The organism is Streptomyces sp. CNQ329 (assembly GCF_000482585.1).
The window spans coordinates 1-14,689 of sequence record NZ_AXVU01000045.1; the positions used below are offsets into that span (position 1 = coordinate 1).

At 70.0% G+C, this 14,689-nt stretch carries 10 protein-coding genes and 1 pseudogene; 6 read left to right on the plus strand and 5 right to left on the minus strand.

What is annotated here, in order from left to right; all coding sequences use genetic code 11:
* The 3 genes and pseudogenes from I003_RS33075 to I003_RS0124515 all read right to left on the minus strand — a co-directional run.
* The coding region (locus I003_RS33075) for a non-reducing end alpha-L-arabinofuranosidase family hydrolase (protein ID WP_486584372.1) at positions 1-788 on the minus strand (788 nt) is incomplete at its 3' end.
* A 175-nt stretch (positions 789-963) separates the two neighbouring features.
* Positions 964-2,430 (minus strand): annotated as a pseudogene (locus tag I003_RS33080) (PQQ-dependent sugar dehydrogenase); the annotation flags it as partial.
* A 1,274-nt stretch (positions 2,431-3,704) separates the two neighbouring features.
* Complete coding sequence (locus I003_RS0124515) at positions 3,705-4,475, minus strand: FadR/GntR family transcriptional regulator (protein WP_027773934.1); 771 nt, start codon at positions 4,473-4,475, stop codon at positions 3,705-3,707.
* Positions 4,476-4,625: 150 nt separating this feature from the next.
* On the opposite strand from I003_RS0124515, the gene I003_RS0124520 reads away from it, so the two are divergent.
* The 5 genes from I003_RS0124520 (at position 4,626) to I003_RS33090 (ending at position 10,975) form a co-directional block, all read left to right on the plus strand.
* Positions 4,626-5,888 (plus strand): extracellular solute-binding protein, encoded by a 1,263-nt coding sequence (locus tag I003_RS0124520; RefSeq protein ID WP_027773935.1) that lies wholly within the window; start codon positions 4,626-4,628, stop codon positions 5,886-5,888.
* A gap of 91 nt (positions 5,889-5,979) precedes the next feature.
* Complete coding sequence (locus I003_RS0124525) at positions 5,980-6,879, plus strand: carbohydrate ABC transporter permease (RefSeq protein ID WP_051368453.1); 900 nt, start codon at positions 5,980-5,982, stop codon at positions 6,877-6,879.
* The gene (locus tag I003_RS0124530) at positions 6,879-7,706 is read left to right on the plus strand and encodes a carbohydrate ABC transporter permease (protein ID WP_027773937.1); all 828 of its coding nucleotides are present in this window, start codon (positions 6,879-6,881) and stop codon (positions 7,704-7,706) included. Before I003_RS0124525 ends, I003_RS0124530 begins: the two co-directional genes overlap by 1 nt.
* Position 7,707: 1 nt before the next feature.
* Positions 7,708-8,940 (plus strand): enolase C-terminal domain-like protein, encoded by a 1,233-nt coding sequence (locus I003_RS33085; RefSeq protein WP_078564333.1) that lies wholly within the window; start codon positions 7,708-7,710, stop codon positions 8,938-8,940.
* 28 nt (positions 8,941-8,968) lie between these two features.
* Complete coding sequence (locus tag I003_RS33090) at positions 8,969-10,975, plus strand: right-handed parallel beta-helix repeat-containing protein (protein WP_051368446.1); 2,007 nt, start codon at positions 8,969-8,971, stop codon at positions 10,973-10,975.
* 93 nt (positions 10,976-11,068) lie between these two features.
* Here the strand turns inward: I003_RS33090 and I003_RS33095 are convergent, their stop codons facing one another.
* Positions 11,069-12,970, minus strand: coding sequence for a glycoside hydrolase family 9 protein (locus I003_RS33095; protein WP_486584366.1), 1,902 nt, complete (start codon positions 12,968-12,970; stop codon positions 11,069-11,071).
* A gap of 714 nt (positions 12,971-13,684) precedes the next feature.
* On the opposite strand from I003_RS33095, the gene ybiA reads away from it, so the two are divergent.
* Positions 13,685-14,308, plus strand: a complete 624-nt coding sequence (gene ybiA / locus I003_RS33100; RefSeq protein WP_051368447.1) for a riboflavin biosynthesis intermediates N-glycosidase — start codon at positions 13,685-13,687, stop codon at positions 14,306-14,308.
* A 31-nt stretch (positions 14,309-14,339) separates the two neighbouring features.
* Here the strand turns inward: ybiA and I003_RS0124555 are convergent, their stop codons facing one another.
* A complete protein-coding gene (locus I003_RS0124555) occupies positions 14,340-14,594 on the minus strand; it encodes a hypothetical protein (RefSeq protein ID WP_027773938.1) in 255 nt (84 codons plus the stop codon).
* Between the last annotated feature and the right edge of the window lie 95 nt (positions 14,595-14,689).

Here is a 14,689-nt window from a genome sequence, read left to right on the forward strand (position 1 = left end):
CTGGTGGCCTGCGGGGTCCACGAACCGTTCAGGCTGGAGGACGTGAACGACCGGTAGTAGCGGCCGTTCGAGCCGATGGCTTCGACGATCATGAGGTACTGGTTCTGGCCGTCGACTTTGTAGACCTGTACCCCCTCGAAGAGGTTGTTCGTCGAGTCGGTCATGATCGTGGTGTAGGAGGAGCCGAAGTTGCCGGGGAAGTTCCCCAGGGGCATGCTCGCCCGGTAGATCCGGCCGTTGTCACCGGCGAAGAACAGGTACATGTTCTGGTCGTCGGCGATCAGGGTCTGGTCGATCGGTCCGGTGCCGGAGTCGGAGATGCTGCCGGTGAACAGCGCCTGCGGCGAGGACCAGCCGTTGGGGTTGGTGGGGTCGCTCGACGTGCGGTAGATGAAGGGCCACTGGCCCCACTGGTACGCCAGCACCCAGATGTCCTTGGGCGCGAAGTAGAAGAGCGTGGGCGCCACCGCGGCCTGGTTCATTCCGTTCTGGCCGGCCGATGCCATGTCCGACCAGTTGCTGAAGGGGCTGAACACCATCGAGCCGTACGACGAACCCTCCACCTTCGTCCCGTAGACCAGATGCCGGCCGTCATGCTTCACGGCGGTGAAGTCCTTCAGCGCCACCCACCCGTTGGCCGGCTGCGCCAGCACACCCGAGTCCGACCACCGGTACGTCGACGGAAGCGCACACTGAGCGTCCGTCGTTCCGGACAGGCCCAGCCCCTTCTGGATGCTGCCGGCCGCCTGAGCCGGGTTGGCGATGAGCGCGGGCGCCAACGCGACCAGGGCTGAGACCGTGGCGGCGAGTACGGCGAACGGGTGCCTGCGGGTGAAACTTCGTTTGTGCACGGGGACCTCCGTTTTCTGAGCAAAGCGGTTCCGGCCGGCCCTGTCAGCGCCGTCCGGTCTGTCGATGCGGCGGTGCGGGTCAGCCCGCCCCGCCGGTGTGTTCCGCGGCCCCGGAGACGTTCTCGATGCGGTACAGGGCACTGTTCTCGTCGCCCGCGTACCAGGTCGTGCCGTAGTCCAGGACGTACAGGGCACCGTCGGGGCCGAAGGCCGCGTCCATCAAAGCGGTGCCGGCCCAGGGGATGGTGCCGATGTCGCCGCGGCTGCCGTCGGCGTTCACGGCGATGTTCTTGATCCAGCGCCGGCCGAACTCCATGGCGAAGAAGTCACCGTCGAACTCCTGCGGGAACTTCACGGCCGAGTCGAGGTCCGGGTCGTAGTGGTAGACGGGGCCGGCCATGGGCGCCTCGGAGCCGCTGCCGAACTCCGGCAGGGAGCCGCCGTCGTAGGGGATCCAGGCCGGCTGGGCCGGCGGGAGGGTGCTCTGGCCGGTGTTGTGCGGGGAGTCGTTGACGGGTGCCGAGCAGTTGAACGCGGAGCCGGAGGCGCCCGAGGCGAAGTCGTAGTCGATGTAGGGCTCGTTGTTGCCGACGCAGTACGGCCAGCCGTAGTTGCCCGGTTCCGGCACCCGGGCGAACTCCACCATGCCGCCCGGACCGCGGCTCGGGGAGGCGGATCCGGCGTCCGGGCCGTAGTCACCGACGTAGACGACGCCGGTCTCCTGGTCGACGCTCATCCGGTACGGGTTGCGGAAGCCCATGGCGTAGATCTCGGGCCGTGTCTGAGATGTTCCCGGCGCGAAGAGATTGCCCTCCGGGATGTCGTACGAGCCGTCGTCGTTGACCGTGATCCGCAGGATCTTGCCGCGCAGGTCGTTGGTGTTGCCGGCCGACCGCTGCGCGTCGAACGCCGGGTTGCGGCCGCTCCGTTCGTCGATCGGGGTGTAGCCGGAGGAGGCGAAGGGATTGCTGTCGTCGCCGGTGGAGAGGTAGAGGTTGCCCTCGGCGTCGAAGTCGATGTCCCCGCCGGTGTGGCAGCACTGGCCCCGGTCGACCGGCACGTCGAGGATCGCCGTCTCGCTGCCGGTGTCGAGGGTGTAGTCCTCGTTCAGAGTGAATCGGGAGAGCCGGTTGACGCCCTTGAACGGCTCGAAGTCCGCAGTCGAGCCTTCGCTCGGCGCGTCCCCGGACGGCGTGTCGAGCAGGGGAGAGTAGTACAGGTAGACGAAGCGGTTGGTGGCGAAGCCGGGATCGACCCCGAGGCCCAGCAGGCCGTCCTCATCGTGACGGTAGACGTCGATCCTGCCCGCGACCGCTGTGGTGCCCTGCGGGTCGGTGACCCGCAGGGTGCCGTCGCGCGAGGTGTGCAGCACCGAGCGGTCGGGCAGCACGGCCAGTGACATCGGCTCGCCCGTCTCGGAGGCACCCTTGGCGAGGGTGACCTGCCGGAACTCCGCCTGCCGGGTGTCGCCCGTGCCGGCGGACTGGGCCGAGGCCGGCGACAGCATCGTGACGGCGCCTGCGGTGGCGAGCAGCGGGCAGATGCCCACCGCGAGGAACTTTCTGAGGTGTCTGCGCATGGGAACCTTCCGTAGGGCGGCCCACGGCCCGGCGCAGCGCTGCTCCGGGCTCGTCGTGCGCCTGGGCCGGGTGTGTGTGACCGCCTGGGGCGGGCAGATCGGCGTTCTCCGTACCGGGGCGGGGCGCCCTGCACCTGCACCTGCGCTCGGCAGGGCCCTCCCGGGCGCCCCGCCCCGGTCCGTGAGAGGCGGCGTACTCCGGTGTCAGGAAGTGCTGTTCAGTGCTTCGAGTACGGCGTGGTACGCCTGCTTCTTCTGGTCGTTGCTGTCGCATGGCAGCGGGGTGGGCTCATGGTCCGCCGCCGACGCGGACGGGTGCAGGGGAGAGGACTCGGCGGGGACGGCGGACAGGCCAGGGCCAGACCGAGGAGGAGGGCCCGCGGCGGCTCGTATCGGACGCGGGCGTGGGGGGTGTTTCGACAGAGGCATGGGGGTTCTCCATCGCGGCTCGAACGGACTGTGCGCGTGCTGCCGTGCGGTGGCTTGCCCGGTCGGGCAGGCCGAGGAGGCCCCGAGCGTTCGATATATCGAACTTTGGTCGAACTCTCAGACAAGGATGATTGGGGGGCGGCGGTGGCGCGTCAACCCCTTCACGGGTTGATTTCGATATCGGAGGCGAAATTCTCGCCCGGCAACACCTCGGCGACCCCCTGACACCACCGCGGTTCACGTTCCGTCCCTCCGGGTGCGCCGCGGTCTCCGCGGCCGGCGGTCAGTGTCATTGCTCGGCCTCCGGCCCCGGCTGCGGACCCTGACCGCCCCGCGGTCACCGGCTCTTCAGGTGGTGCGCAGCGCCATACATCTGATGTCTGGATCGTCGGGCGGGCGAGGGGTGCGGTCTGACAGGGTGAGGTCCAGCTCAACAGCCCGGCAAAAAGGGGGTATTCCCGTTATGTTCTGTCGAGTCGCCGTGAGAAGTCTTGCGTTGGTCTCCGTGGACATTTAATGTCTCCCGCGTCATGGCCGATGAGGCCATCGGCGGACCGGAGGTGGCCGTGCGCGGTGATCCTCGACGGGCCGGTGGCGGCGATGACCGGGGCCTCGCTGGTGAACGGCGGGAGCCCGGCCCCGAGTCGGGCTCCCGCGGCGGACCGCTCCCGACGGTACCGCCGGGACTCTGCCCGGACTCACGGGAGGATCAGGATGCGGAGACTGTCCCGCAGGCACATGATCAGGCTCGGCGCGGCGGGTGACGGAGCCGGAGAGTGAACGCCCGCTCGCCCGCCGGCGGGCGCGGACCACCGCGGGCGCGCCGGCCCTGGTGAAAACGACCGCTAACGGTCCAGTCGCACCGGATCACCCGGTGCGCTGCGGCGGACGAGCCAGGCCTCGGTGATGTGGGTGAACATCGCCTCGGCGGCGCCGCTCGGATCGTGTGCGGCGATGCGTTCGTAGATGCGGCGGTGGCCGCGGTTGGACGCGACACACATGGGACGCTCCGGATGCCCCATGTACCGGGCGGTGTTGACGACCTGGCTCTCCAGTGCCCGCACCACGGCACGGGCGATGCGATTCTCGGACGACTGCATGATCACGTCGTGGAACGCGCGGTCGTGTTCGGCGTAGGTGACGTGGTCGTCGACGAGCTCGTCCATCCGGTCCACCAGAGTGCGCAGCCGGTCGACGACGTCCCGGGTGGCCAGCCGGGCGGCGACGTTCGCCATGTCGGACTCGAGCAGGCGGCGGGTGACGACGAGGTCGTCGAGGATCGCCAGGCTCTCGTCCTGGGCGATGCTCGCCGCCAGGACCTGCTCGTCGAGCATGTTCCACAGCGCCGGTGTGGTCACCATGGTTCCGGAACCCTGGCGAACCTGTACGAGCCCCTTCTCCTGCAGGACCTTCACGGCTTCCCGGACGACCGTGCGGCTCACGCCGAAGGTCTCGCAGAGGGCGGGCTCGGGGGGCAGCGGCGTCCCCGGCGGGTGCTCCCCGCGGACGATGCGTCCCACCAGTTCGGCCGTCACCGCCCGGGCAAGGCTCGCCGGTCGTTGCGCCCAGGTGGGGGGTGGAGAACTCCCCTGGGCTGCTGGCTGGGATGTCGTCATCGTTCCTCCGGCGGCCCCGCGACGACGCGGTGCCATGACTAGGCGGTCATCATACGCGACCAGGGATTGACGTAATACGTCATACGAGTTACGTTTCCGAGCCATCGGCGATGGCCCGCCGTTTTCCCGCAGCAACGGAGAGTGATCGACATGAAGCGGCCAGCACTGTGGTCGGTCGTCCTGGTCGCCGGGCTGCTGTCCGGCTGCGGCAGCGCGCGCTCCGGCTCGTCGTCCGGCGCCGCCGACGGCACACTCGTGGTCTGGGACTGGAAGTCCGGCGAGGAGACGGCCGCCTCCTACATCGAGCAGGCGAAGGCCGACTTCGCCGAAGAACACCCCGAGGTGAAAGTCGAGTTCGTGGCCCAGCCCTTCGACCAGTACTACACGCTGCTCGGCACGGCCATGCAGTCCGGCGAGGGCCCCGACGTCATGCTCTTCAACGGCGGCGGCCAGATACGCGACCGCGCGGACGCCCTCCTTCCCCTTGACGACTACGTCACCGAGGACCGGCAGCGGCTGGCCGGCTGGGAGGCCTTCACCGCGAAGGGCAAGACCTATGCCGCACCGGTGACGCTGCAGGGCCATCCCCTCTACTACAACAAGGCGCTCTACGAGGAAGCCGGGCTCGACCCCGATCAGCCGGCGACCACGTGGCGGGAGTTCACCGACGACTGCGAGGCCCTCGCCGAGGCGACGGACGCCAGTTGCCTCGCTCTCGGGAACAAAGAGGGCTTCGGCATTCAGTTCTTCCTCTCGGGCCTGGGGCCGGGTGTCCTCACCCCAGGCGAGTACGACGCCTGGATCGCCGGCGACCGGGACTGGAACTCCCCCCGCGTGCGGCGGATCTTCGAACTCTGGAAGGAGACCGGTGACGCCGGCCTGAACAACGACGGGGCCAACTCGACCGCACTGTTCAACGACGCCTTCGCGCTCTTCCAGTCCGGCGACGCGGCCCACATCGTCGGGCTGATGTCGGACGTCGGGCACTGGAAGGACTTCGGCGAGTTCCTGGACCCGGACGACATCGGCGTCATGCAGCCTCCCCGTGCCGAGGCCGACGCCGAGCCCGTCCTGCCGTACGACGGCGGGATCGGCTACGGGGTCGCGGAGTGGACGAAGAAGCCGGCCCTGGCCGCAGACCTGGTGCGCTCCCTGACCTCGACGGACGCTCTCAAGGCGTTCTACGCCGACGCCGGCGCGGTCGTCTCCGACACCACCGTCGACGTTTCGGGTGGCGGAGCGGCCCTGTCCACGATCGCGTCGCAGATCGAGACCGGCAAGCCGGCACTGCACGTCGCGTTGTCCACCGAGACGCTGGATCTGATGGGGAGGCTCTCGCAGCAGATCCTCAGCGGATCGACCAGCGTCGACGACGCGCTGAAGCAACTGGCCGACTCCGACGGGAAGGGCTGACCCCGTGCTGCTCGGCGGCGCGCAGCCGTCGGCCGGCCGGGCCGGTGCCGAGCGGACCGGCCGGCCGAAGACCCTCCGGCGCCCTCGCAGCCTGGGCACCGGTACGGGCGCACCGAGCGCCTCCAGCGCGCGGCGTGCCGAGCGCCTCGCGCCCTACGTCCTGGTGGCCCCGGCCGTCCTGGTCATCGCGACGCTTCGGCTGTGGCCCCTGCTCCTGGGCGTCAACTTCTCCTTCACGGGCGACGGGGTGCGCGACGGGACCTCCGTCGGCCTGGACAACTACGCGGAACTCCTGGACGATCCGCTCTTCCGTACCGCGTTGAAGAACGTCGGGCTGCTGGTGCTGCTGCTCCCCGTCGCGGTGGCGATCCCGGGCATGCTGGCGGTCTTCCTCTTCCTGCGGGTGCCCGGTCACCGGCTCTTCCGGAGCGTCTACTTCTTTCCGGCCGTACTCTCGCCGGTGATCGTCGGCGCGATCTTCAACCTCCTGCTCGCCTTCGACGGCCCGCTCAACACCCTTCTCAAGACGGCCGGCATCGGCCCGGTCGACTGGCTCGGCGATCCGGACATCGCCATGTTCACTGTGGTCGGAGTGCACGTCTGGGCGACGTTCGGGATGGCACTGGTGGTCTTCCTCGCCGGCTTCTCCACCCTCGACACCAGCCTCCTCGACGCCGCCCGCGTCGACGGTGCGCGACTCGCCCAGGTCATCCGGCACGTGATCGTCCCCGGTCTCTCCCGCACCATCCAGTTCGTCTTCGTCACCACCATGATCGGAATGCTGACCTCCATGTTCGGCCTGCTCTACGTGATGACCGGCGGTGGACCGGAGGGGTCGACCTACCTGCCGGAGTACTACATCTGGATCCAGCAGGGACAGATGAACCGCCCGGCGCTCGCCTCGGCCGCCTCGACGGTTCTCTTTCTTCTCATGCTCGTGGTCGGGCTGGCGCAGATCGCGCTGCTCCGTCGCGCGGGGAGGGAGAGCTGATGCGCCGGCCTCGTCGGAGCGCCTGGGTGGTCGCCGTTCCGATGACCGCCCTCGCGCTGGCGACCGTCTACCCCCTGGTGTTCACCGCCAACGTCGCCATGAAGTCCCGCCACGACTACATCCTCGACCGGTTCTCGCCGGCGGACTCCGTGCGCTGGGACAACATCGCCAGGGCGTGGACGAGCGTCGGGCTCGGCCGGTACTTCGTCAACTCCGTGGTCGTGGTGGCGTCCGCGGTCGCGCTTCTCCTGCTGATCGGCTCGATGACCGGCTTCGCACTGAGCCATCTGCGGTTCCGGGGTTCACGAGCACTCTTCCTGGGCTTCCTCGCGGCGCTGTTCGTACCGTTCCAGGTCGTCATGGTCCCGCTCGCGCAGGTCATGGCGGACACGGGACTCATCGACACCTATCCCGGGCTGGTCCTCGCCTACGTCGCGCAGTTCCTCCCCTTCTCGATCTTCTTGATGACCAGCTACTACTCCGGGATCCCGCGCGAGATCGTGGACGCCGCCAGGGTCGACGGGAACACGCTGTACGGCGTCTACCGGCGGATCATGCTGCCGATCGGCCGCCCTGCACTGCTGTCGGTCGGCATCCTCAACGCCCTGTTCTGCTGGAACGACGTCCTCATCTCCCTGCTCGTGATGCCGTCCGCCGAGCACCGCACCCTCATGGTGGGTGTCACCTCGCTGCGCGGACAGTACTCCGACGACATCCCCACCTTCGCCTCCGGAGTGCTGATCGCCGCACTGCCGGTCCTCGTGCTCTACCTCTTCTTCCAGCGCCAGATCGCCGACGGGATCACCGCCGGCGCCACGAAGGGCTGACATGCGGATCACCGGATATCGCACGCTGACGACCTTCCTCGACTGGGGCCGGCCCGTCGGGGACGCCAACGGCGTCCTCGCCGACGGGATCACCCCGGTGCCGGTGATCCTGGTGGAGACCGACACCGGGATCACCGGAGTCGGGCTGGGACCGCAGGTGGCGGAGGAAGCCGTCTTCGCGGCCATCGACGGCGAGGATCCGCGCTGCGTGAACGCGCTCTACGACCGCATGCTGCGGCAGGCGTTCAAGGCCGGCCACAACGGCGCCGTCTTCGGGACCATCGGCGCCCTCGACACCGCCCTGTGGGACATCAAGGCGAAAGCGGCCGGCGAACCACTGTGGCGTCTGCTGGGCGGACGAGACCGGCGGGTCCCCGCCTACGCGTCCGGCCTCGACATCGCCCTCGGCGACGACGAACTGGCCTCGGTCTACCAGGACTACGCCGAGCGCGGCCTGCGGGCGGCCAAGCTCAAAGGCGGCCTCGACATCGAGCGGGACCGCGACCGCCTGACCCTCGTACGGGAGGTGCTGACCCGGGCCGGGCACGGGATGCGGCCCGCCCTGATGCTCGACGTGAACGAGACCTGGACCCGCAAGCAGGCGGTCCGGCACGTCGCCGAGCTGGAGCAGACCCTGGACCTCACCTGGATCGAGGAGCCCGTCCGGCGCTGGGACGCCGAGGGCCTGGCCGTCGTCGGGCGGGGGATCCGCGCCTCGGTGGCCAGCGGGGAGAACCTCACCGGACTCGAACAGTACCGCTCCCTTCTGACCCAGGGCGCGGTCGACATCGTCCAGGCGGCGGCGGCCTGGGGCGTGACCCACTTCCTGCGGGTGGCCACCCTGGCCCACGCCCACGACCTGCCGGTCAGCCCGATCGGGGGCTCACCGCTCGGGCTGCTGCACGCCGCGACGGCCGTGCCCAACCACCTCGCAAGCGAACTGCAGAACCTGCAGGAGCCGGTCGGCCTCTCCTTCGACCTGCGTGTCGAGGACGGCGCCTTCGTCCTCGGTGACCGGGCCGGGCTGGGCATCGAGGTCGACGAGAAAGCGATCGCGGCGGCGGTACGACCCGAGCCCACCGCCGTGCACGAAGGCCCCGACGTCCGGCCGGAGGACGCCGGACGGCGACTGCTGGCCGTCGGGGACCGCAGCCGCCTCGCCGCCCACCCCGCCGGACACTCCCCGCTCTCCGCGCCCCGGCACATCGACGCGGCGCGCACCGCCCGGCCCTGACTCCCCACCGCGAAGAAAGGACACGGCCATGCCTCCACTCCGCGTACCGTACGCACGCACAGGCGCCGCGGCGGCTGCCGCGGCCCTGGCCGCCGGACTCCTCGCCGTCCTGCCCGCCGAGTCGGTCGCAGCTCCCCGGCAGTACACGCTCGTCGTCGCTCCGACCGGCGCTCCAAGGGCCGCCGACGACGGCCCGGGGACCGCCGCCGAGCCGTTGCAGACCCTGGCGGAGGCGCAGCGCCGGGCACGGGACCTGGCGGCCCGGGGCGACGTCAGGGTGAACCTGCTGCAGGGAACCCACCGCCTCGACTCCCCGCTGCGCTTCGGCGCCGCCGACTCCGGCCGCCTCGGACACACGGTGACCTGGGCGGCCGCACCGGGAGCGGAAGCCGTGGTGAGCGGTGCGGAGCCGGTGACGGGCTGGGAACTCGACGACGCCGCGACGGGCGTCTACAAGGCCGATGTCGGCACCGGCTTCGACAGCCGGCAGCTCTACGTCGACGGCGTACCGGCACAGCGTGCGCGGACCGGACTGTCCCGGTCCGACATCACACTCAACGCGACGGGCTTCACCCTCGACAACCCGGACCTCGCCTACCTGGCCACCCTGCCCGACCAGAAGCGCATCGAACTCCAGGCGAAGCTGTCGTTCACCAACCGGTTCGCCCCCGTGGAGAGCATCTCCGGCTCGACGGTCGTCATGCAGCAACCCGCCTGGGACAACAACACCTACGGGTACGACACCATCCAGTCACCGTTCAGGACCCCGGTCTTCACCCTGCTGAACTCCAGGCGATTCCTCGACGAACCCGGTGAGTGGTACCTGGATACGACCGCCGGCACGCTGTACTACAAGCCGCTTCCGGGACAGGACCTGGAGCGCGCGCAGGTCGAGCTGCCGCGCCTGGAGTCGCTGCTCGAGGTCGGTGGCACCTACGACGAGCCCGCCCGCAACCTCCGGTTCGAAGGGCTGACCTTCACCGGCACGACCTGGCTGCACCCCGGCACCGCCAACGGATACGCCAACCAGCAGACGGGCGCGTTCATCGACGGAGTCCAGCCCCACCGGCCGTCCGACGCCTTCACCTCGTGCGCGGTCGGCTGCCGCGGGTTCGAGGGCGCCCGCAACAACTGGTCCCAGGCCCCCGGGGCGGTGCAGGTGTCGGCGGCCGAGGACATCACCTTCGAGAACAACAGCTTCGTCAACCTCGGCTCCGTCGGCCTCGGCATCGGCAACGACGCCAATGCACACGGCACCGGCGTGGGACTCGGCGCGAGGAACGTGTCGGTCGTGGGCAACACCTTCACCGCAAGCGCCGGCGGCGGCATCGTGGCGGGCGGGGTACGCCCGGACGCGCACCATCCGGCCGACCCGCGCATGACCAACAGCTCCATCCTGATCAGGAACAACCGCATCTTCTCCACGGCGCTCGAATACCTCGACCAGGACGGCATCTTCGCCAGCTACATCTCCGGACTGGCCATCGAGCACAACTACGTCTCCGACATGCCCTACACCGGCATCGGGATCGGCTACGGCTGGGGCGCCAACGACCCCGGCGGCAGCCCGGAGTACGTCAACCGCGGGCTCTACGACTTCCAGCCGATCTATCAGACGCCCACGACCCTGAGTGACGTGCGTGTCGTGGGCAACCACGTGCGCAACGTCGTGCAGACCATGTTCGACGCCGGCTGCGTCTACAGCCTCTCCGCGATTCCGGACGGCGTCGTCGACGAGAACTACTGCGAGAACAGCGGACAGCTCGGCCTGTACTTCGACGAGGGGTCCCGCTACCTCAGCGGCAGCCGCAACGTCTTCGTCGGCAGCGCCGGTCAGTGGGCGCACGCCAACAACCAGAACGGCAACCGGACCGGCGACCTCACCCTGGTCGGCAACTACACGACCAACCCCGCCATCACCGGCATCGTCGACGGCCAACGAGGCAACGCCGCCCGCGACAACGTCACCTTCAGCACCGGCGACATCCCCGCCGAAGCCCGCGAAGTGATCTCCAACGCGGGCCCGACCGGCTAGTGGGCCGGCGTGCACGGGCACCGCAGCCGCGCTGCCCGTGCACACCGCCGGGCGCGGTCGGGCAAAGGCCGGCCGACCCCGGGGGAGAGCGGTCTAATGTCCGAGCGCCGGAGCCGGCTCTCCGCCCCAGACCAGCTCGCCCGAGTCATAGAGCGAGATGTTCTCGGCGGGAGCCGGCTCGCCGGTCAGTCCCTGGTACGACCAGTCGTCGGTGGGGTCCCAGCCGGCGCCCCCGGTGATGCGGAACTGCACCTCGGCGCGGTGCTGCGACTGGCCGCCGGGGTAGATCGCCTTCCCGCTGCAGTCCAGCTCCACGTAGTACAGGTCGCCCTCCGCCTGGAAGGGCCCGCGCAGCGGCGAGGGGCACTCGCTGTAGCCGGAGAACAGGGTGATGTCCGCCGGGTCAACACCCTCGTCGAGGGTGAACCAGTAGCGGAAGGCGCCTTGGTCCAGCGTCCGTGCGGGGAAGCCGCTGCGGTTGCGGACGGTGGCCTTGACCTCGGTGAAGCCCGTTCCGGCGGCGTTCAGGGACGCTTCGACGTACATGTCCGGGCCGTCGGGCTCCTCGGGCTGCGGGAAGTCGGGCAGCGGGGTGCCGCCGTGCCGTTCGACGAGGGCGGCGAGCGCGCCGGACAGGCCGGCGTTGTAGTCGGTGGCGACCTCGTTGGCGACGTAGTCCTGGCGGTCGTCGGTGTACTCGTCGTCGGGGCCGGAGGGGCCGCCGACCAGGGCGCCGTAGAGCACGTGGCGGTTGGTCTCGGGCGCGGTGAGCTGGTCGGTCCAGGAGCCGTGGGCGGTGCGGTGGTGCGGGTTGCGCGGCGGGTTGGCGCCGAAGCCGACGACGTAGCTGGAGTCGCGCGGGTTGTCGCCGAGCATGTAGTCGATCTGGCGCTCGCCGAACGTGCGGTAGCGCGTCGCCCGGTCCGGGTCGGTGCCGGCGAGCCAGTCGGAGTAGACCAGGGCGACGAAGGCGGTGTTGGCGGCGTAGCGCAGCGAGCCCCAGGTGTCGAGGACGGCCTGGCCGCCGGGCGAGTACGGTACGCGCTGGCCGTCGACGCCGGTGGTCCAGTAGTCGAGCCAGCGGTTGGCGTCCTGGACGTAGCGGTCGTCGCCGGTCTCCATGGCCAGCAGCGCGTAGGCACCGTACGCCTTGTTGTCCCACGCCATGGTCCAGCGGTAGCTGCGGGTGTCGGTCTGCGGCTCGGTGCCGAGGCGGTCGTACTCGGTCTCGGCCTTGGCCAGGTAGGAGGCGTCGCCGGTGGCCTTGTAGAGCCAGTACGCGCCCCAGACGAGCTCGTCCTGGTAGCCGGACCAGGAGCGGTAGAAGTTGCCGGCGGGCACGCAGTCCGAGTAGACGCCCCGGTGGGTGTCGGCGAAGTCGTACAGCTCCTCGGCGTGCCGGACGAGGGTCGCGGCGTACGTCGGGTCTTCGTCGGCGAAGAGCAGCGAGGACGACGCCATGGCGGCGGCGGTCTCGCCGGCGACGTCCGATCCCGGGCAGCCGGGGTGCACCCGGTAGGACGGCCGCTCCATCTGCATGACCTCGGCCGGTCCCCACCACCGGTGGTCGGCGTCGCCGTCGCCGACCTGGGCGTAGAGGACGTCGGGCTCGGGGTGCGCGCGGATGAAGTAGTCGTTGACCCAGCGCAGGTTGTCCTTGAGGTACCCGAGCTGCCCCGACTGCCGGTAGCCGTCCTCCGCGGCCAGGCCGCCCCAGGCGAGCAGTGTGGTCGTGAACGCCATCGGGAAGCCGAACTTCACGTGGTCGCCGGCGTCGTACCAGCCGCCGGTGAGGTCGACGCCGACGTCGGAGCCGTCGTCGAGTGCGGAGTCGCCGCGCCAGCCGACGCGGTTTCCGGCCGGAAGATCGCCGGAACGCTGCGCCTCGTAGAAGAACATCGACTTCTGCAGCGCTTCGGCGTAGTTGAAGCCCGCCTCAGGTGACTCGCCGGCGTCTGCCGCGGGCGGGGCGAGCAGCCCGCCGCCGAACAGCACGCCTGCTATCAGCCCGGCGACGAGGCCGGGCCGCCCGCGACTCCATCGGCGAGGGCCCCTTCGTCCGGTGCTGCGGGTGGGACGGGCTGATGCGGAAGTCGGCATACGGCGGCCCTTCTGCTTCCGTGGTCGGCGGAATCCCGGCATTGGGAGCGCTCCCATGCTCCTCTTGTGCCGTGCCCACGTCAATGAGGCGAGCGGCGGAGGAGAGACCGTGCGCCGGGCGGCGGCTTCCAGCACGACCAGGCCGGCCAGGTCCTGCAGAAGGGACAGGCTCACCTCGCTCAGTCCGGCGTCGTCGGAGGACAGGTAGTCCAGGGCCCACCGCTTGTCCGTGTCGGTCGGCGCCCCCGGCACTCCGCCGGCACAGCAGGCGGAGGAATAAGCGAACCGCCCTCCGGTAAGGCCGTGGCACCTGGCGCAGCCGGCGCATCGCCCATCGGGCTGGGGTTCCAAGTCCTCGAGCTGCGCCAGCCGCGCCCCCTGGGGTGTGGTGGTCGTCCTCATTTCTGCTGGGTGCGCGGGGGGTTGCCTGCCGATGGGCGCCGAACGGCAGAACCGCGCCATACTGTTCCGGCTCCTGCCAAGCCTCTGCGGCGATCCTTGTGGTCGCGACACTGTGCTGCACAGGACTGCTGAGCGAACCGAGAGAGGCGGCGGAGACGTTGGAGCGGGACATCGGCACGCGGGCCCCCGGGCGGATGGGTGGCGGCGATGGGTGACGCGCCACGCTCGGTGGCCGAGGTTCGCGAGGCCGTGCGGCGGGACCGCAGGCTGAAGTACCTCTTCTTCTGGGGGCACCGCCCCCGGCGCCCGGGAGCGGTCGACGCGGCCTGTCTGAGCCAGTGGTGGCCGGCGACGTTCGCGGTGGACGGAGTCGACTACCGCAGCGCGGAGCACTGGATGATGGCCGCCAAGGCGCGGCTGTTCGGCGACGATGCGGCCGCGGAGCGCATCCTTGCGGCCGGTCATCCGGGAAAGGCCAAGGCCGAGGGCAGGAAGGTGCGGGGGTTCGACGAGGCGGTATGGCAGGCGCAGCGCTACGACCTCGTGGTTCGGGGCAATGCGGCCAAGTTCGGCCAGAACGGCCGGCTCGGGGCGTACCTCCGTGGAACCGGTGACCGCGTGCTGGTGGAGGCCAGCCCCGTGGACCGCGTCTGGGGCATCGGCCTGGCGCCGACGGACGACCACGTGGAAGATCCTGAGTCGTGGTGCGGGCTGAACCTGCTCGGTTTCGCGCTGATGGACGCACGCACCCTGCTCACCCGGCAGGAGCCGGCAAACGACGCCGCGTCGACGAGCGTCCTCCGGTGGGGTACCGGGGACGCTCGCGGCTAAAGGGGGCACGGCCGGGTACGACCGGCAGGAGTCACTCCGGCGTCCGCACGCGCTCCGCACCCGCCGCCCGTGCTCCCGCCAACGACATGCAGGGCAACGACGAGTCGGGCGGCGTCGCCGTCGCCGTCGTCGGCGACGTGGCCCTGGCGAACCCGCCATTGAGGCGCAGGTAGGTGTAGGCATCGCCGTTGCCGTCGGTCGTGAGCCGGGCGACGTGACGAACGTGCGGCGTGGCCGAGATGCCGCGGTCCGGCATGCGCAGATGAGTGAACGCGGTACCGATCACGTACCCACCCGCGGAGCGTTCCCCTCATCCCCGGCGCGGCTGGTGTCACGGCGGTCCGCGGGAGTTAGACCGTGGTGCATATTAGACTTAGTCGA